Genomic DNA, 14,982 nt, shown 5'->3' with positions numbered 1-14,982 from the left:
TCATGCGTCATATCATAATGAAATTTTAACAGAGAACGAAACCGTACGAGCAAAAGGATAGCTGGTACCTCGTTCTTGCTTCACGCTGGAAAGATGCAACAAATCCGTCATACCCAACGTGAACCGACACATACTCAAGTTCAGTTTTTTCGTCAAATCGGCAGGCATATCATATCCTAATTCCAACGAATTCCACGACAACATATTGTAATCCTGTACGAACCTAGAAGTCGGCTTAGTACTCTCTATGCCATCACGCCCAGAAGTCAACGCTTTATACTTCGCGTGATCACCCGCTTTTTTCCATCTACCAGTAAGTACTCGTTCGTCCACGTTATCCGTATAAACATTCACATTCTCAACCTTATCCACTAACGTTTGGTTATAACGCTGTCCGCCAGCCTCGTACATAAAGTTCGCGAATAAACTGAATTGTTTGTAAACCACGTTAAAACCGAACATTCCCTGTACAGTCGGTTCTGACGTACCCAGCACCACCTGATCGGATGCACTCCAACTTTTCGTCTGACGTCCCTCTCGATTCAAGAAAACTTCTTGTCCATCAGCAGGATTAATACCCAAAGAACGTACGCCCCAGATGGAGCTTAACGAGCCACCCTCTTCATATTGAAGGAAAGGTTGTGATTGCAAGGCCTTTTCCGGGTCATCCCAAGCATAAGACTCCTCAAACATTTTTTTCACTCGTTCATTATACGCTTTCAAACTCTCTGAAATCTTCTCGATTCGATTGACATTGTGAGCTAAATTCGCATTAAACACAACCGACAAATCATTCCGACTGAATGCGGACACCCTCAAATCGAATTCATAGCCTTTATTAGAAATCTCTCCAATATTATCGCGATAAGAAGTAAAACCGGTAGAAGTCGGCACAGTCACATCATTAATCAAATCTATTGTCCGCTTGTTGTAGTAGCTCCCCTTAACATACAACAATCCTTTAAAAAGCGTCACTTCTCCTCCAACATCCAACGAGTTAGTCGTTTCCCATGTCAAATTCTTATTTCCTAGAGCCTGTAATTTTGTACTGATTCCCGTTTTGTACCAATTATCGGTCGAGATCAAGTACATTGTGCGTGCCGCATAAGCCGGGAAATTCGCTTTACCCGTTTGCCCATAAGAACCACGTATCTTCAATTGGTCTATAAAACCAAGATCTTGGAAGAATTTATATTTGTGTAGATTCACACCTAAACCCAATGACCAGAAAGGAGCGAATCGTTTATCCGCACCAAAAGCAGAGGATCCATCAATTCTCAACGATATGTCAGCTAAATAAATATCTTTGAATGAGTAATTTGCAGAGAAAATAAAACCAAGTAATCTCCTAGTGCTCTCAGAAAAATCCGTCTTATTGTACATTTCCTTGGCGTACTCCGGAGATGACAAATCACCGGAAGGGAATCCCAAGTAAGTTGCATTATCAGAATCAGACTTAGTCTCTTGCATGTTAACACCAGCCAAAGCATTAATCATGTGATTATTCAAAACCTTATTGTACGACAAAGTCGCATTCAAATCCCAAGTTAACCCATCATCGTGAGTCAAATACAAAGCTCCAGAAGCCAAATTACCTACAGACAAGTGATTCAAATTTTCCGGCTGCTGGGAAAGAGGGTCATAAAAACGCTTGGATTCTCCCATCGTTTTCGTCAAGCTCAACTGCCCTTTCAACAACAACCCGCTAACAATGCTCCAATTCAACGAAAAATTATTAATAAATTCATCTGTATCCGATTTGTTGAAATTCTTCAACCCAGCTTCGTACAACGGATTCGGGCGATTCATATCACCGCCTGTCCCCCAATATCTCATCGTTTTGACATATTGCCCGTTCTCATCCTTATACTCGTCGTAAGGCAACTGCTTTGCATAATCAGAAAAATCGCCATAAGGTGATTCCTCCGACCGAACCCGCTGGTAGGATAGTTGGTTTTTCAACATAAACGTCTTGTAAGTATATTGAAGTGAGAACCCGGCACTTACACGGTCACGCAAAGATCCTTTCATCACACCGTCTTGATTAGCGTATAGCAGCTCTATACCAAAACGTACATTCTCACCACCACCGTCAACGTACACACTATGCTTGTGGTTAAACACGGTTTGTAACGGCTTCGACAGCCAATAAGTATTCACGCCTTTTGTCACGTTCGCCAATTTCTCATTGTACTCCTTTTTCAAATTGTAAGGGTCCGTATACGAATCGTTCTCATCCACCACAAAGCAACCTGCCAAACGCTCTACTTCCAATTTCTCTCTAGCATTCAACAAATTGTAATCAGTTAAATCCGGAACAATCACATCTCCCACAAAATTATAATCAACATTCAATTTACCGGCTTTTGGAGTTACCGTCGTGATCACCACCACGCCATTAGCTGCACGAGAACCATAAAGAGCTGTTGCTGACGCATCTTTCAAGATTGTGATTGATTCAATCCGATTCGGATCCATATCATATAATTTGGAAACATTCACCTCAAAACCATCCATAATAAAAGTCGGCAAATTCGGATTGTCCACCAAGTTGGATTTCGCCAATGCATCACTTTCCAACTGCTTCACTCCAATACCGGATTCACCACGGATATACACCTCGGGCAACGCATTCGGATCTGATCCCCAACGATTATTCTCCTTAATTCGGAACGAGGGATCGAATGATTGAAGAGCCTTGATCACGTTCGTCTTTGACACCTTAAGCAGATCCTCCTTTTTTACCGTAACGGCATTTCCCGTAAAACTAGATGAACGGATATTACTAAAACCCGTCACCACCACATCTTCCAATGTCTCCACATCCTCCTTCATCACGACATTAATAGTATCCTTCCCGGCATACGTAATCTCTTGGGTAACCATACCCACGAAAGAATACACCAACGTAAACTTCTTTGGAGCATTCGGAATCGTCAACGAGTATTTCCCGTCGTGGTCCGTTGCCGTTCCGATAGCAACGCCCTTCATCTGCACGGTAACCCCGGGAAGAGGATGTTTTTTCTCGTCAGAAACCTTTCCCGTTATAACGATCTTCTTTATTTCCTTATCCTCTTGGACATCCCTAGGTCGCACAACAATCATATTTCCGTTAAAAACGTATGTCAAATCTGAATTCTTAAAAACAGATATCAACACCGATTCCACAGTTTCATTGTTCACGTCCAAAGAAATCTTTCCCAATTGCTTTACTTGCTCTATATTAAACAAGAAATAAAGCTTCGTCTGACGTTGAACTTCATCAAATAACTTCTCCACACCCACGTTCTTCATTTTCAAGCTCACGCGTTCCTGTTGAGCCAAACTATTGGCTGACAACGAAAGCGTAAAGCAACAAGTGAGTAAAAAAAACAGTTTCATAATTACTAAAATTTTACGCCATGGTCTTTTAAAAAAAGACTGGCACAATCGTTTTTTTTTCATACATTTGTACTTAAAGTTATTAATACCTCAACAAGAAACTACGCCAAATAGTTTTTGTTGTACTTAATTACAAACGGGAAGTACGCCAAATACTTTCCGTTTTTATTTTGATACAATAATCGTCTTTCCTTGAACAGAAAACGTTACCCCTGTTGATAAGGTAATCGCCTCCAAAATTACACTGACATCTTTATACCGTTCCATATACCCCGAAAAATGTAGCTCTTTCACGGAAACAGTTTGATAAAAAACATCCACATCATACCAGTTCGACAAAACAGTGAGAATATCTTCCAACCTCTGATTTTCAAACCGGAAAATACCGTCCTTCCAATCCGTATAAACTGCTACATTTACCTCTTTCACATCAATCTTTCGACTTCCTTGCTTAAACTCGGCCATCTGTCCAGGCTTTATCATACTCTCCTCTCCTGATGCCAAAATCTTGACCCCCACACTCCCCTTAACCAATACGGTTTGAATGTTCCCCTCTTGATGAGTGTTAACGTTAAAAGAAGTCCCATACACCCGAACCTCCACGCCTTCCATTTCTACCAAAAATGGACGTTCAGCATCTTTCGTTACCTCAAAATAAGCTTCCCCCGATAAATATACCTTACGCTCTTTTCCATCAAATTTAACAGGATACTTAATTCGAGTAGCTGAATTCAGATATACCAATGTTCCATCTGCCAACTTCACCTTATATTCCCCGCCACGAGGAACTTCAAGTTCATTAAAACGAAGCTCATCCATACCTTTTTCCACGGAAGAAGTATATACTAAACGATCTTTTTCTCCGGTAACCGTTATCTCCTTATCTTCCGAAATCACGCCCTCTTCCTCTTCTTTCAAAAACACCTTACGCCCATCATCCAAAACAAGTACTGCTTGTGAACACCCCGGTTGAATTCGTGTAACAGACGATGTCACTACAGGAGCTTGCTCCGTTTCATGGATCAACCTCCATGATCCGACAACTAAAATAGGAAACAATAACACGGCCGCATATTTCCACCAACGACCAATACCTCTCGGAGAAACTTTTCCCACACGTTTTTCAAAAGCATACAATGCCTTTTTATCATCTATCTTTTCATAAACAACCCGTTCCTTTGAAAATAAATCCTCTTGGCAAACTTGTTCAAAAAATCTTCTATTTCGAGCCTTCTCTTCACTCCATTTCTCTAATTCCTGCCGTTCCTCCTTGGTTATATCTCCAAGCAAGTACAACTGTAACAAGTGAACAATTCTATCGGGACAATGATTCTTCATTTCATAATTTTTGCATCATATACAACCATGACACAAAAACGAGGTATCCTAAATTCATCTTTTTTTGAAAAATAATCAAAAAAGATGCACGACATCTTATAAAGATATGATATTCAATACAATTAACAAACAATACGACTTACCTAATCGTTCACGCAGAAAATACATCGCTTTCTTTTTCTGTGTTTTCACCGTTTCCACGGAAAGTTCCAATACTTGAGCAATTTCCTCATTTTTCTTACCTTCCAAATGCAATTTGAACACCTGCCGACAACGCTCCGGCAATTCATCCACGGCCCGATGCAACGCCCGGTACATCTCCTCACGCATTAACCGATAATCTTCGTCCTCTTCATCCTGCTCCTGCAATAAAATCTCTGCATGCCGCCGTTCAACCTCTTGGTGCTTTAAATAATTCAAGCAACGATTTTTGACCGAATCATACAAAAATGCCCGGAATCCATGATATGAATTATACTTTTTATCACTCTCCCAAATAGCAATAAAAACCTCCTGCACAATATCTTCCGACACTTCCTGCTGTCTCACATAACGCATAGCATATAATACCAGATAGCGATAGAATGAACCAAACAACTCACGGAAAGCCGGCATTTGCTTTCTATTTATCTGGTCTATAAACTCTTCTGGTTGCATACCCATGTATCTCTAATAATTGTTTGCCCACATTACTTTATGACAAAGCTATGATTTTTCAATCAAAAAAAACAAAAAATATATCATAAATTCAAAGAAACACAAAACACCCCCAAAAGCTCTTATCGAACTTTTGGGGGTTCACACAACATCTTGACAATTCCATACTACTTATTTCCGCTTTCTCCTCATCCACAACACCACGCCCCAAATCAGCAATATAGCGGGTACAATTCCCATACACGCTGTCTTCAAATAAGGCATCGCTTTCCGGCTCAAGTGTATCTTATTATCCGTTCCCATAGGGCGACGGACATCAATAGGCGCCTCTTCATCAGAGAGCCAATAGAACGTACCTGTAACCAAAGTATAATTGGCCGTCATCACCCGCAAATTCCTCCGGATAGAAAACTCTTCATTACTGATACAATCCGCATCTCCAAGAATCATAATCCTTTGCTCACGATCTCCCACCTTCCGGGAAAGAGCCAAAGCCACCGGGTACATCGCCTCTACCTCTCCGGCCACCGTATTAAGAATCACGCTATCATTCACGAAATCCCTCGTCTCCATCTCGTTCCAGCATCCGGTCGTATCTGTCCGTAAAATCTCCGTCACCTTAAATCCCCGATCTTCCGTGTAGGCCAATCCCGCAGCCCCGTTCATCACGATCTTCGCATTCCGGCCGATCAACATCTCCTGAAAGAAATAAGACATCTCTCCCGCCTCCGGCGTGGCATTCACGATCATCAAATCCGGTTGAATATCCTGTTTCACCTGTACCAAAACTCCCGGCAAGAAACGAACCCCGAACTGCTCCACGAGAAGATTCATAACATCCTGTCTTCCCACCTCTCCGGCAATCACCAAATTCCCTCCACGGGCGATATACCTATCTAACTTTTCCTGTTCCCCCGGCTCCAAAGGCTTTGTCAGATCGGCAATCACCACGATCTCAATATCATCCGGAATATCCGAACTTCCGGCAAGAGAAACATTCTCCACGTCAAACCCTTGATTAATCAAAGAATAACGGAAATTCTTCAATTGCGAAAAGAAAAGATAATCCTTCGCCCGGTCCGAATCAATCGAACGTTCTCCATGTCCGGTCAAGAACCCGACTTTCGGTAATTTCATGGTAAACCGTTTAAATGTCACGGCCATCTCCGCCTCACTCGGGAACTTCATCATATCATCAAACAGACGCAGGAAAGCCTTTTGCCCATTCTCCCGTTCTACGATTCGCACAAAACGATTCCCCTCGTCCGACAAATCCACCTTCTTCTTCAACTCTTCGGGTGCCATAAACATCTTAAAATTCAAATCACGCATATCCGCCAATTGCTCTGCTTTCTCCTTTGCCGTCGTATTCGGAAATCGCACGTCCAACCAAGGATTATTAGAAACCGAATCGTAATAATACACGTACTTCATCTTGATCTCCGGCTTAAACCGCAAATACTGCTTAAACCTCTCCAAATCCGAATTTACCATATTGGGCATCCCGATATAATAATCCCGATCCAAAAAATTGACATACGTGGTAATCGTCATTCCTCCTTCCAACTTGCTCATGACCTCCTGACTGTTAGGCGTCAAGGTATTCCGTTTCGTCTCCGTCGCATCATAATAGCACATCATCACGGGACGAGACGTCACGAATCCCAACAACATCGCAATCACCACCACGCCAAGATACTTTCCCCAAACCATGGAAAAAGAAACCCGCTGTCTCGTGGACTGCAATTTCAAGATACTCAACAACAGGAACATGGAAATCACGATCACGAAATACAAAATATCTTCACTACACAACAAACCGCTGATCATCTCGTTCGTACGCCCGGAAAGACACAACCAATACGTGATGTCCCGAACAAACGCTATATCCTGCCACACTTGATTCATGTAATTCAGTACGGCCAGAATAATCAACGTCCCGATAGCCGCAACCACCTGATAGGAAGTTAGGCACGAAACAAAAAGTCCGATAGCCGCGTAAGCACATAACAACAAATACAACCCCAGCAAACCGGATAACGCCTCAGCAAAAGCAAAATTATCCACCACGCAAGCCGCATAACCGATATACAGGATTAACGTTCCCAACAACACCAACCCGTAAGCCATCATCGCCAAGAACTTACCCATGACAATCTGAGACGAGGTCACCGGTGAAGAATACAGCAACTTGATCGACCCGCTACTAAACTCCCGGCTCATCAACCCCATGGTCAGTAAAGGCATATAAAGGTACAAATACTGCTGTACCGTGTTATACAACCCGAACATACCCCCCAACAAATTCGCCGTCAAAAATCCATTCCCGAACCCCATATCTTCCCGGTAAACGAAATCCGCCATCAACCCCGTGAACTTCAATCCGACTTGAACGGTAAAGGCCACAAGGATCAGCCAAGCTACCGGGGAATAAAACAAAGTAAATAACTCTGCTTTCGCTATTTTCAATATTCTTCTCATAATATACTTAATTTCTTTTGACCTATATCTTATCTTTTCCCTTCACCATTCGCCTTGCCGGATAATTTAGCAAACACCTCGTCCATGGAACTCTTCTCCACCACCAACTCTTCCAATCCCCAGCCCCGGTTCACGCTTTGCTCCGCCACCCTTCTCGCCGTCTCCCGGCATCCGTCATAACGCAAACGGAACCGGTGATCCGTAACCCTCTCCACGTTACTCACTCCCTCCCAAATAAGGCTTGCCTCAGCGGGGGGATTTGCCAACGTTACCATGATCGTGTTCGGCTGTATATAATTATCAAACTGATCCAACGTACCCGAAAAGACCAGCTGACCTTGTTCTATCATCTTAATTTCTTCACAGGTAGCCTGTACCTCTGAAAGGATATGCGTGGACAAAAGCACGGAACGCTCCTCGGCAATCTCTTTAATCAAATGCCGCACCTCCACGATCTGGTTCGGGTCCAGTCCATTCGTCGGCTCGTCCAGCACCACGAACTTGGGATTATGCACGATCGCCTGCGCGATTCCCACACGCTGTTGATACCCTCCCGATAAATTCCGAACCAAGCGACTACTGAAATGAGTAATCCCACACCGAGCCTTCGCCTCGTCAACCGCCTTTTTCACATCCATCTTATCCACCATTCGCAAATCCGCACAATACGTGAGATACTCGTCCACGGTAAAATCCATATATAAAGGAGGCTTCTGGGGCAAGAAACCAATATTCCTTTTAGCCTCCACCGGATTCTCCCGGAAATTGATACCGTCAACGTAAACCTCCCCCTGCGTTTGTTTCAACACCCCGCAAATAATATTCATCGTGGTGGACTTCCCAGCCCCGTTCGATCCCAGCAATCCCACAACCCCCCGCTGATCTATCTCGAAATTAATATCCCGGATAGCCCACTGCACATTGTAACGATGAGACAGATTTTCTACTCTTACAACTGATTTTTCCATACAATAATTTTATAATTCAAACATCTATTCCCTTAATGTAAAGACAACACTCCCCCTGTTTATAAAGTTTACAAGCTCCAAAAACCTCGTTTACAGGGTTCCCGTCACTTGATAAACTTTACAAACTTTATGGACTTTATAAACTCTTGATACTAGTAAGTCTTGTTACCTATCTTCGCCAGATCAATATTATACTCTTTCTTGAAATGATTCACCAAAATATCATACTTCTCCTTCACCAACGGGTAAGTCAAATCACTGGCCCACTGGGTGGACGTCCGGCAAAGAATACTTGCCAAAAAATACGTCAAATCATCCGACTGCAACAACGTCTTTGTCTGCCAATTAACGTAGGTACACCATTCATTCCCGTATTGAGGGTTTGCCACGAATCCTCGTTTACGTGCGTAATCATCATCATTGGGATCAGAGCTTGCTTTCGTTGAATAATCGCTGATTTTGTAAAACTCCTCCGGTATCGATACAGCCTTCCGCACCTGCAACAAATCAAAAAACAACATCTGCACCGTGTTCTTCAACGCCAACTTCTCGGCAGCCGTCTTCTTCTTCGTGTCCGCATTCATATAACCGAAAGCCAACGAATTATCACCCGTTTTCACGCACTCCATCGGGCGATCCATATAGCTCAACACCTGATAAATCGTGTCTGCCATAAAAACCCGGTACGGCAAATTCTTTTTCAGGAACTCTTCCGGGTAAAACTGCAACCACACCTCATCCAACAAATCCAGCATATCCCCGGCATAAGCCGGATCACCCAACGCCAACTTATAGCTAGTCGAATTAGCCACCTGATTCCAATTCAAATCCAACAGGGTAAAATCATACAAGAAATAAGAACCATACTTCTCGTACAAATCCACGATCCGGCCATCTGCCTGCGGGGATTTCCCTTGGGGTAACACGTAATCCCGTTCAAGTGCAACATCCGGTCCCAGTGCCGAGTCCTTTGCACACGAGCAAAAGAGAACACTCCCGATAAACATACCTATTACATATCTTTTTTTCATCATGAATTCTTTTAATCGTTCCTATACATCATTCTGCTTTACGCTCCGGGGTATTCGCCGAAGCATTCTGAGTCAAAGCCGGGTTCACACCCAATACGGATTCCGGCAATGGTAGCGTGTACATCGGGTCCTTCGCCTTCAACACGAAAGTCTGCAAAGTCAGCCCTTCTCCCGGCAACCACGTATGCTTAATAGAAGGCATCCCGTAACGACGCAAATCCAACCAACGATGGCCTTCTCTAGCCAACTCCAAACGACGTTCCTTGCGAATTTCCTCCAACAACAACACGGGGTCACTAATCGATACATCCGAATACCCCTCGATACGATTCCGACGCAACTCGTTCAAATCCTTCAATGCCTCCGTCACCTTATTGTCCCACAACACGTAAGCCTCTGCCCGGTTCAAGTAAGCCTCCGAAAGACGTATCGCCTGTTTTGGAGCATCCCCAAGGTCCCCCGATGCAGAAGTCCCCGTTTTTTGAAGATAATAATGCCCTCTAAGTTCATCATATGCATAATAAAGATCCACCCGTCGATCGTTAGCACCATAACCTTCCTCCAACTCTTTTGCCATATTCAAACCATTCTCAACATAAAAACCCATACCCTCTCCACCATACATCCAAGTCACCTCCGGCGAAGAATACCTGACACAAGCAAAAGCACCATTCTTCTCGATCGCCGTCAAATCTGCCAACTTTCCACCAATCCGGATCGCTTCCGTGGCCGATTCAACCGCCTCTTTCCATTTTCCCGTGTAAAGATACACCCGTGAAAGAAGTATCTCCACCGTCGGTCGGTTAATTCTGAAATCCGTGGTCACACGACTCTCCGTCCCGAACAAATCCGCCGCTTCCGTTAAATCGTCTAAAATCCGCTCGTACACTCGCTCCACCGTTACACGGGGCACGCTAACCTCTTCCACCGAAGAAGAGAGTTTCAAAGGAACACCTGCCGCCTGTGGGTTCTCCGTGTAAGGCTCTCCATAAAGATTCACCAACCAGAAATAAAACAACGCCCTCACCGACAAAGCCTCCGCTTTTATATGATTTATCTCCTGTTGCGTCCCGATAGCCTCGTCGATATAATCCAACACGGCATTACACCCCTTGATCCGCTCATACATCAAATAATAAGGAGTAGACGCCAGTTCCGGGCTCATAATCGATCCCTCGTACCTTTCCGCATCACTCTGCCACGTGAAAACCGGAAAAACCCCTTTAGCCAAATCGCTACCGGCCATACTATTTCTCAAATCCGTGTCAACATCATCATCCATGTAACCAGTCAAAGCCAAGGGATGGGAATTAATGGGAGAAGGATAACCCGATCCCAACAACAATTCACGAAAATCTTTCGTCGTTTTAGGTATCACCTCATCCTGCGATTTGGAATCCAAAAAATCGGAACAAGACGCCATCAAGATTCCCAACACACATATTATCAATAAAATTCTTTCTTTCATTTTCATATCGTTTATCGGTTTCACTCGTTAAAAGGTCACGTTCAAAGAAAGAGACGTCGTCCGTCGTGCAGGCCAATCCTTCGTCTCCGGGTCCAACCCTTTCCATGCTTTATCAAAAGCAATCATAAACGGGTTACTCATGCTCCAACTGATACTCGCGTACTTCAAGTGAAGAGCTCTTAAAATACTTTCACCCACGCTATACGTAAGCGATATTTGACGGCAACGGATCAAATCCGTGTCGGCCACTCGCAAATCCGACTGGCTGTACATGGCATAAGGAGTCATCGAACTCGTTCCCGACAACACGGGTAACATAACATAGCCAAACGAACTTGCACTATTATAATTCGGCACCGCCGGGATATTCGTCTGATCTCCCGCCTTCCGCCAACGTTTCTTCAACTGGCGCGAAACATTCTCCTGCGGCCCCGGAACACCTTTCAACGTGCCGGAGTACAACTCTGGCAAGCGATCCTGCCCGCCGAACTGCATCGCGAACTGCATGGTAAACGACAAGCGTTTATACCTCACCTGCGTGTTGAAACCTCCCGTGAAATCGGAATCAAAATTCCCGCTACGCACCAAGAACTCCGTGAAATCATTCGTCTTCTCAATATCCATGTTATGGAACAAAGGTTCACCATTCTCCTGACTCAACTCCTTATATCGGAAAGAATAGAATGAATTATACGACTTTCCATTCAAGACCGCCGAACCATCCAAGAAATCTTCCAACTTGTTCACTCGTTCATTATCCGAAATCTCATTCGTCACTTTTCCCGTGTTCACGGAGAATGACCAAGTCCAATCTTGTGTGCGAACTGGAATAAAATTAACCGTCACCTCGTATCCCTTGTTATCCATTTCCGTTCCGAAAATTCTGGAATTCAACATCCCGTTCTCCCCCGGAACCTGCCGGGAAGCGATAACGTCACTCTTTTTCCCGTAAGCATTGAACACCACGTTCATCCGCCCCTTCAAAAAAGAAAGATCCACGCTGGCATTCCAAGATTTCGTTTTCTCCCACCCTAATTTCTCGTAAGGCAAATACTTTATATTCAACGTGTACTGGTTATAAAATTGACTCAATCCACCGTCACTGGCAATCAAGTAAGGAGACACCTCCTCCACCGAATTCCCTTGATAACCGTAAGACCCGGATATATCCAAAGATTCCATCCAATTCCAGTTCCGGGCAAACGACTCGCTACCCACTCTCCACTTCGCCCCGATAGACCAAGTCGGTTCAAACCGATCGTTCTTATCCTGTCCGAAACGATTGGACGCATCCAAACGGGCATTAAAATTCACGACATACCGATTATCAAAAGAATATACCGCCGTCAGAAACTCGCTGACATAATTATTCTCCCGGTTCGTCACGGATGACGCGGTCCTCATGGTATTCAAAAGAGGATTCTGTTGTGCCACGGCATTATACACCGTGGTATAGGTCGTCGGGACCGACGCGAAAGCCTCTCCCCGGTAACGCAAGTAACCGTAACGTGTATTTCTCGAACCCGTGGACGTGTTGGAAGAAACTTCAAATCCTACCTGTAACGTCACGCTATGCACATCCTTGAATAATTTATTAAATACCAGACTATTCCGAACAGACCACGTATTCGTCGTGGCATTTTCTGTCACCAGTAAACCACCAAAAGGTAACTGCGTCATCTTCTCTTCATTACTATTCGCTGGCACCTCACCTACCTCATATCCCCGAAGAGAGGTAATGTAGTTGGAATACTCCGTGGCATACGACTTGACCTCCGAGGAACTCACCGTGTAAGAAACCAACCCTTGATACTCCAAATAAGGCAAAATCTTCCACGAAACATCAAGACTCGAAGACACCATCTTCGACCGGTTCTCGTTCCCCGTGTTATTTATCTCATTCAAGATATTATACCCGTACCAGCTCTTCCCAGAAATAGCCGTACTGGAACCTCCCCATTTCTCGTGATAGTACAACGTGCCATCCTCGTTACGTAGCGGGATCGTCCGCGCCGTGTTATACGCGTAACTAAACGGGCTCACGCCGTAAGCAAAACCGAACATCTCCCGGTAACTACCGTTCAGGTTCAAACTAATCCTCAAATTCGGGATCAACTGCAACACCGTGTTCGAACTACCGGTAAACGTCTTCCCTTCATTTCCCTTGGCCTCGCCTTTTTCCTCGGTAATACCGATAGAAGCTCGACTGGCTATTTTCTCCGATCCCCCGGTAATACTCAAATTATGCTTGTGATTAAAAGAATTACGAAACAAAAGATCAAACCAATCCGTGTTATTGTTTGCCATCTTGTTATACTCCGTCTCCAACTGCTCGTGAGTAATCTCCTTGTTCGTCAGCTTCTGAACCAACCCGGCATACCCGATAGGCAATATGGCACTGGGATAGCGCACCCGGTCCTCGTACATCTCCTTGGAAAACTCCATCAATTCCCGTGAATTCATCTGGTTGTATAACCCGTAGCGCGGACGCTGGCCAATACTAAAACTCCCCGAATAAGAAAGAGATGCGGAACCCGACTGCGCCTTCTTCGTGTTAATCACGATCACACCGTTCGCCGCCTTCGAACCGTAGATGGCAGTTGCCGACGCATCCTTCAACACGGTCAACGACTCTATATCCGAGGGATTCAACCAAGAAATTGCGTTAGCGGCAATATCCCGTAGGTTATCCAAATCACTGGAAAGAGAGGCATCCGTCTCGCTGATCGGAAGCGGGTCTCGCTGGATGACCCCATCCACCACCCATACCGGGTCCTGACTACCTAACAACGTTGATGTTCCCCGGATTCTGATCTTAGGAGTCGAACCGACCATTCCGGAAGTTATCCGTACCGCCATTCCCGGAATCACCCCCTGCAACATCTGGTCAATCGTACTCTCGCCCGGAATCATAATATCCCTTGCATACACCTTGTTAATCGCTCCCACGTACTTACTCTTGTCCAAGGTCATGTAACCGGTGACAACCACGTCGTCCAACGTCTCCACGTCCTCCTTCATCACCACGTCGATCGTGTCTTTCCCAGCATAAACGATCTCTTGTGAAACCATCCCAACAAAAGAAAAAACTAAAGAAAACTTCTCCGGGGCATTCGGAATAGACAATTGATACCTTCCCTCCCCGTTTGTCGCTGTTCCAACTGAAAATCCTTTCAACTGAACAGTCACCCCCGGTAACGGTTGTTTCTTCTCGTCCGTCACCTTTCCTACAAGACGAATCACTTTCGCCTGTTGTAATGAAGCCTCTCGCACGATAAACACCCCACCTTCCTCGAAAAACTCAAAACGGGTATCTTTCAAAATTTGCTTCAATGCCTCCGCAATCTCCATATCGGTAATCTTCATCTCCCGACACGGCACACGTTTCATCTTCCCGGCATCGTACAAGATTCGAACACCCGTTTGATCCTTCACCTGTTTTAGCACCTCGTTCAACGTCGTTTCCGCTTTCACCGAAAGGCTCACCCGTTGGGTAAACGCACTCGCTGAGGTGAAAAACAACACCACAAAAAGTAAAGCTAGTTTCATGACTTGTAACATTTTTTTGACACAATGTGGTCGTACCCACACATTAGGTGGATTTTTTTTCGTAATTCTGGAAAACTTTCGTTTGTGCCTTATACAAAGGACTTTGGAA

8 protein-coding genes are annotated in these 14,982 nt (G+C 44.5%); all 8 read right to left on the bottom strand.

What is annotated here, in order from left to right; genetic code table 11:
- Positions 1-12: 12 nt before the first annotated feature.
- The 8 genes from QVC79_RS05125 to QVC79_RS05090 all read right to left on the bottom strand — a co-directional run bounded on the left by QVC79_RS05125 (position 13) and on the right by QVC79_RS05090 (position 14,873).
- Entirely contained in the window at positions 13-3,381 is a 3,369-nt protein-coding gene (locus QVC79_RS05125; RefSeq protein WP_270594453.1) for a SusC/RagA family TonB-linked outer membrane protein, read from the bottom strand.
- A 165-nt stretch (positions 3,382-3,546) separates the two neighbouring features.
- Positions 3,547-4,719 carry a FecR family protein gene (locus QVC79_RS05120; protein WP_270594455.1) on the bottom strand — a complete coding sequence of 391 codons (1,173 nt, stop codon included), beginning with the start codon at positions 4,717-4,719 and terminating at the stop codon, positions 3,547-3,549.
- 96 nt (positions 4,720-4,815) lie between these two features.
- Positions 4,816-5,376, bottom strand: coding sequence for an RNA polymerase sigma-70 factor (locus QVC79_RS05115; RefSeq protein ID WP_241241575.1), 561 nt, complete (start codon positions 5,374-5,376; stop codon positions 4,816-4,818).
- A 171-nt stretch (positions 5,377-5,547) separates the two neighbouring features.
- Positions 5,548-7,857, bottom strand: a complete 2,310-nt coding sequence (locus tag QVC79_RS05110) for a Gldg family protein (protein WP_270594456.1) — start codon at positions 7,855-7,857, stop codon at positions 5,548-5,550.
- 29 nt (positions 7,858-7,886) lie between these two features.
- Complete coding sequence (locus tag QVC79_RS05105) at positions 7,887-8,825, bottom strand: ABC transporter ATP-binding protein (RefSeq protein WP_270594457.1); 939 nt, start codon at positions 8,823-8,825, stop codon at positions 7,887-7,889.
- 152 nt (positions 8,826-8,977) lie between these two features.
- Positions 8,978-9,856, bottom strand: coding sequence for a hypothetical protein (locus QVC79_RS05100; RefSeq protein ID WP_270594458.1), 879 nt, complete (start codon positions 9,854-9,856; stop codon positions 8,978-8,980).
- A 28-nt stretch (positions 9,857-9,884) separates the two neighbouring features.
- On the bottom strand, positions 9,885-11,324 hold the full coding sequence (locus tag QVC79_RS05095) for a RagB/SusD family nutrient uptake outer membrane protein (protein ID WP_270594459.1): 1,440 nt from the start codon (positions 11,322-11,324) through the stop codon (positions 9,885-9,887).
- Between the two features lie 27 nt (positions 11,325-11,351).
- Entirely contained in the window at positions 11,352-14,873 is a 3,522-nt protein-coding gene (locus tag QVC79_RS05090) for a SusC/RagA family TonB-linked outer membrane protein (protein WP_270594460.1), read from the bottom strand.
- Positions 14,874-14,982: the final 109 nt, after the last annotated feature.

Source organism: Butyricimonas sp. (genome assembly GCF_019423355.1).
GTDB lineage: Bacteria > Bacteroidota > Bacteroidia > Bacteroidales > Marinifilaceae > Butyricimonas > Butyricimonas faecihominis.
The sequence above is the reverse complement of the archived record's forward strand: the minus strand, read 5'-3'. Positions and strand labels throughout refer to the sequence as shown.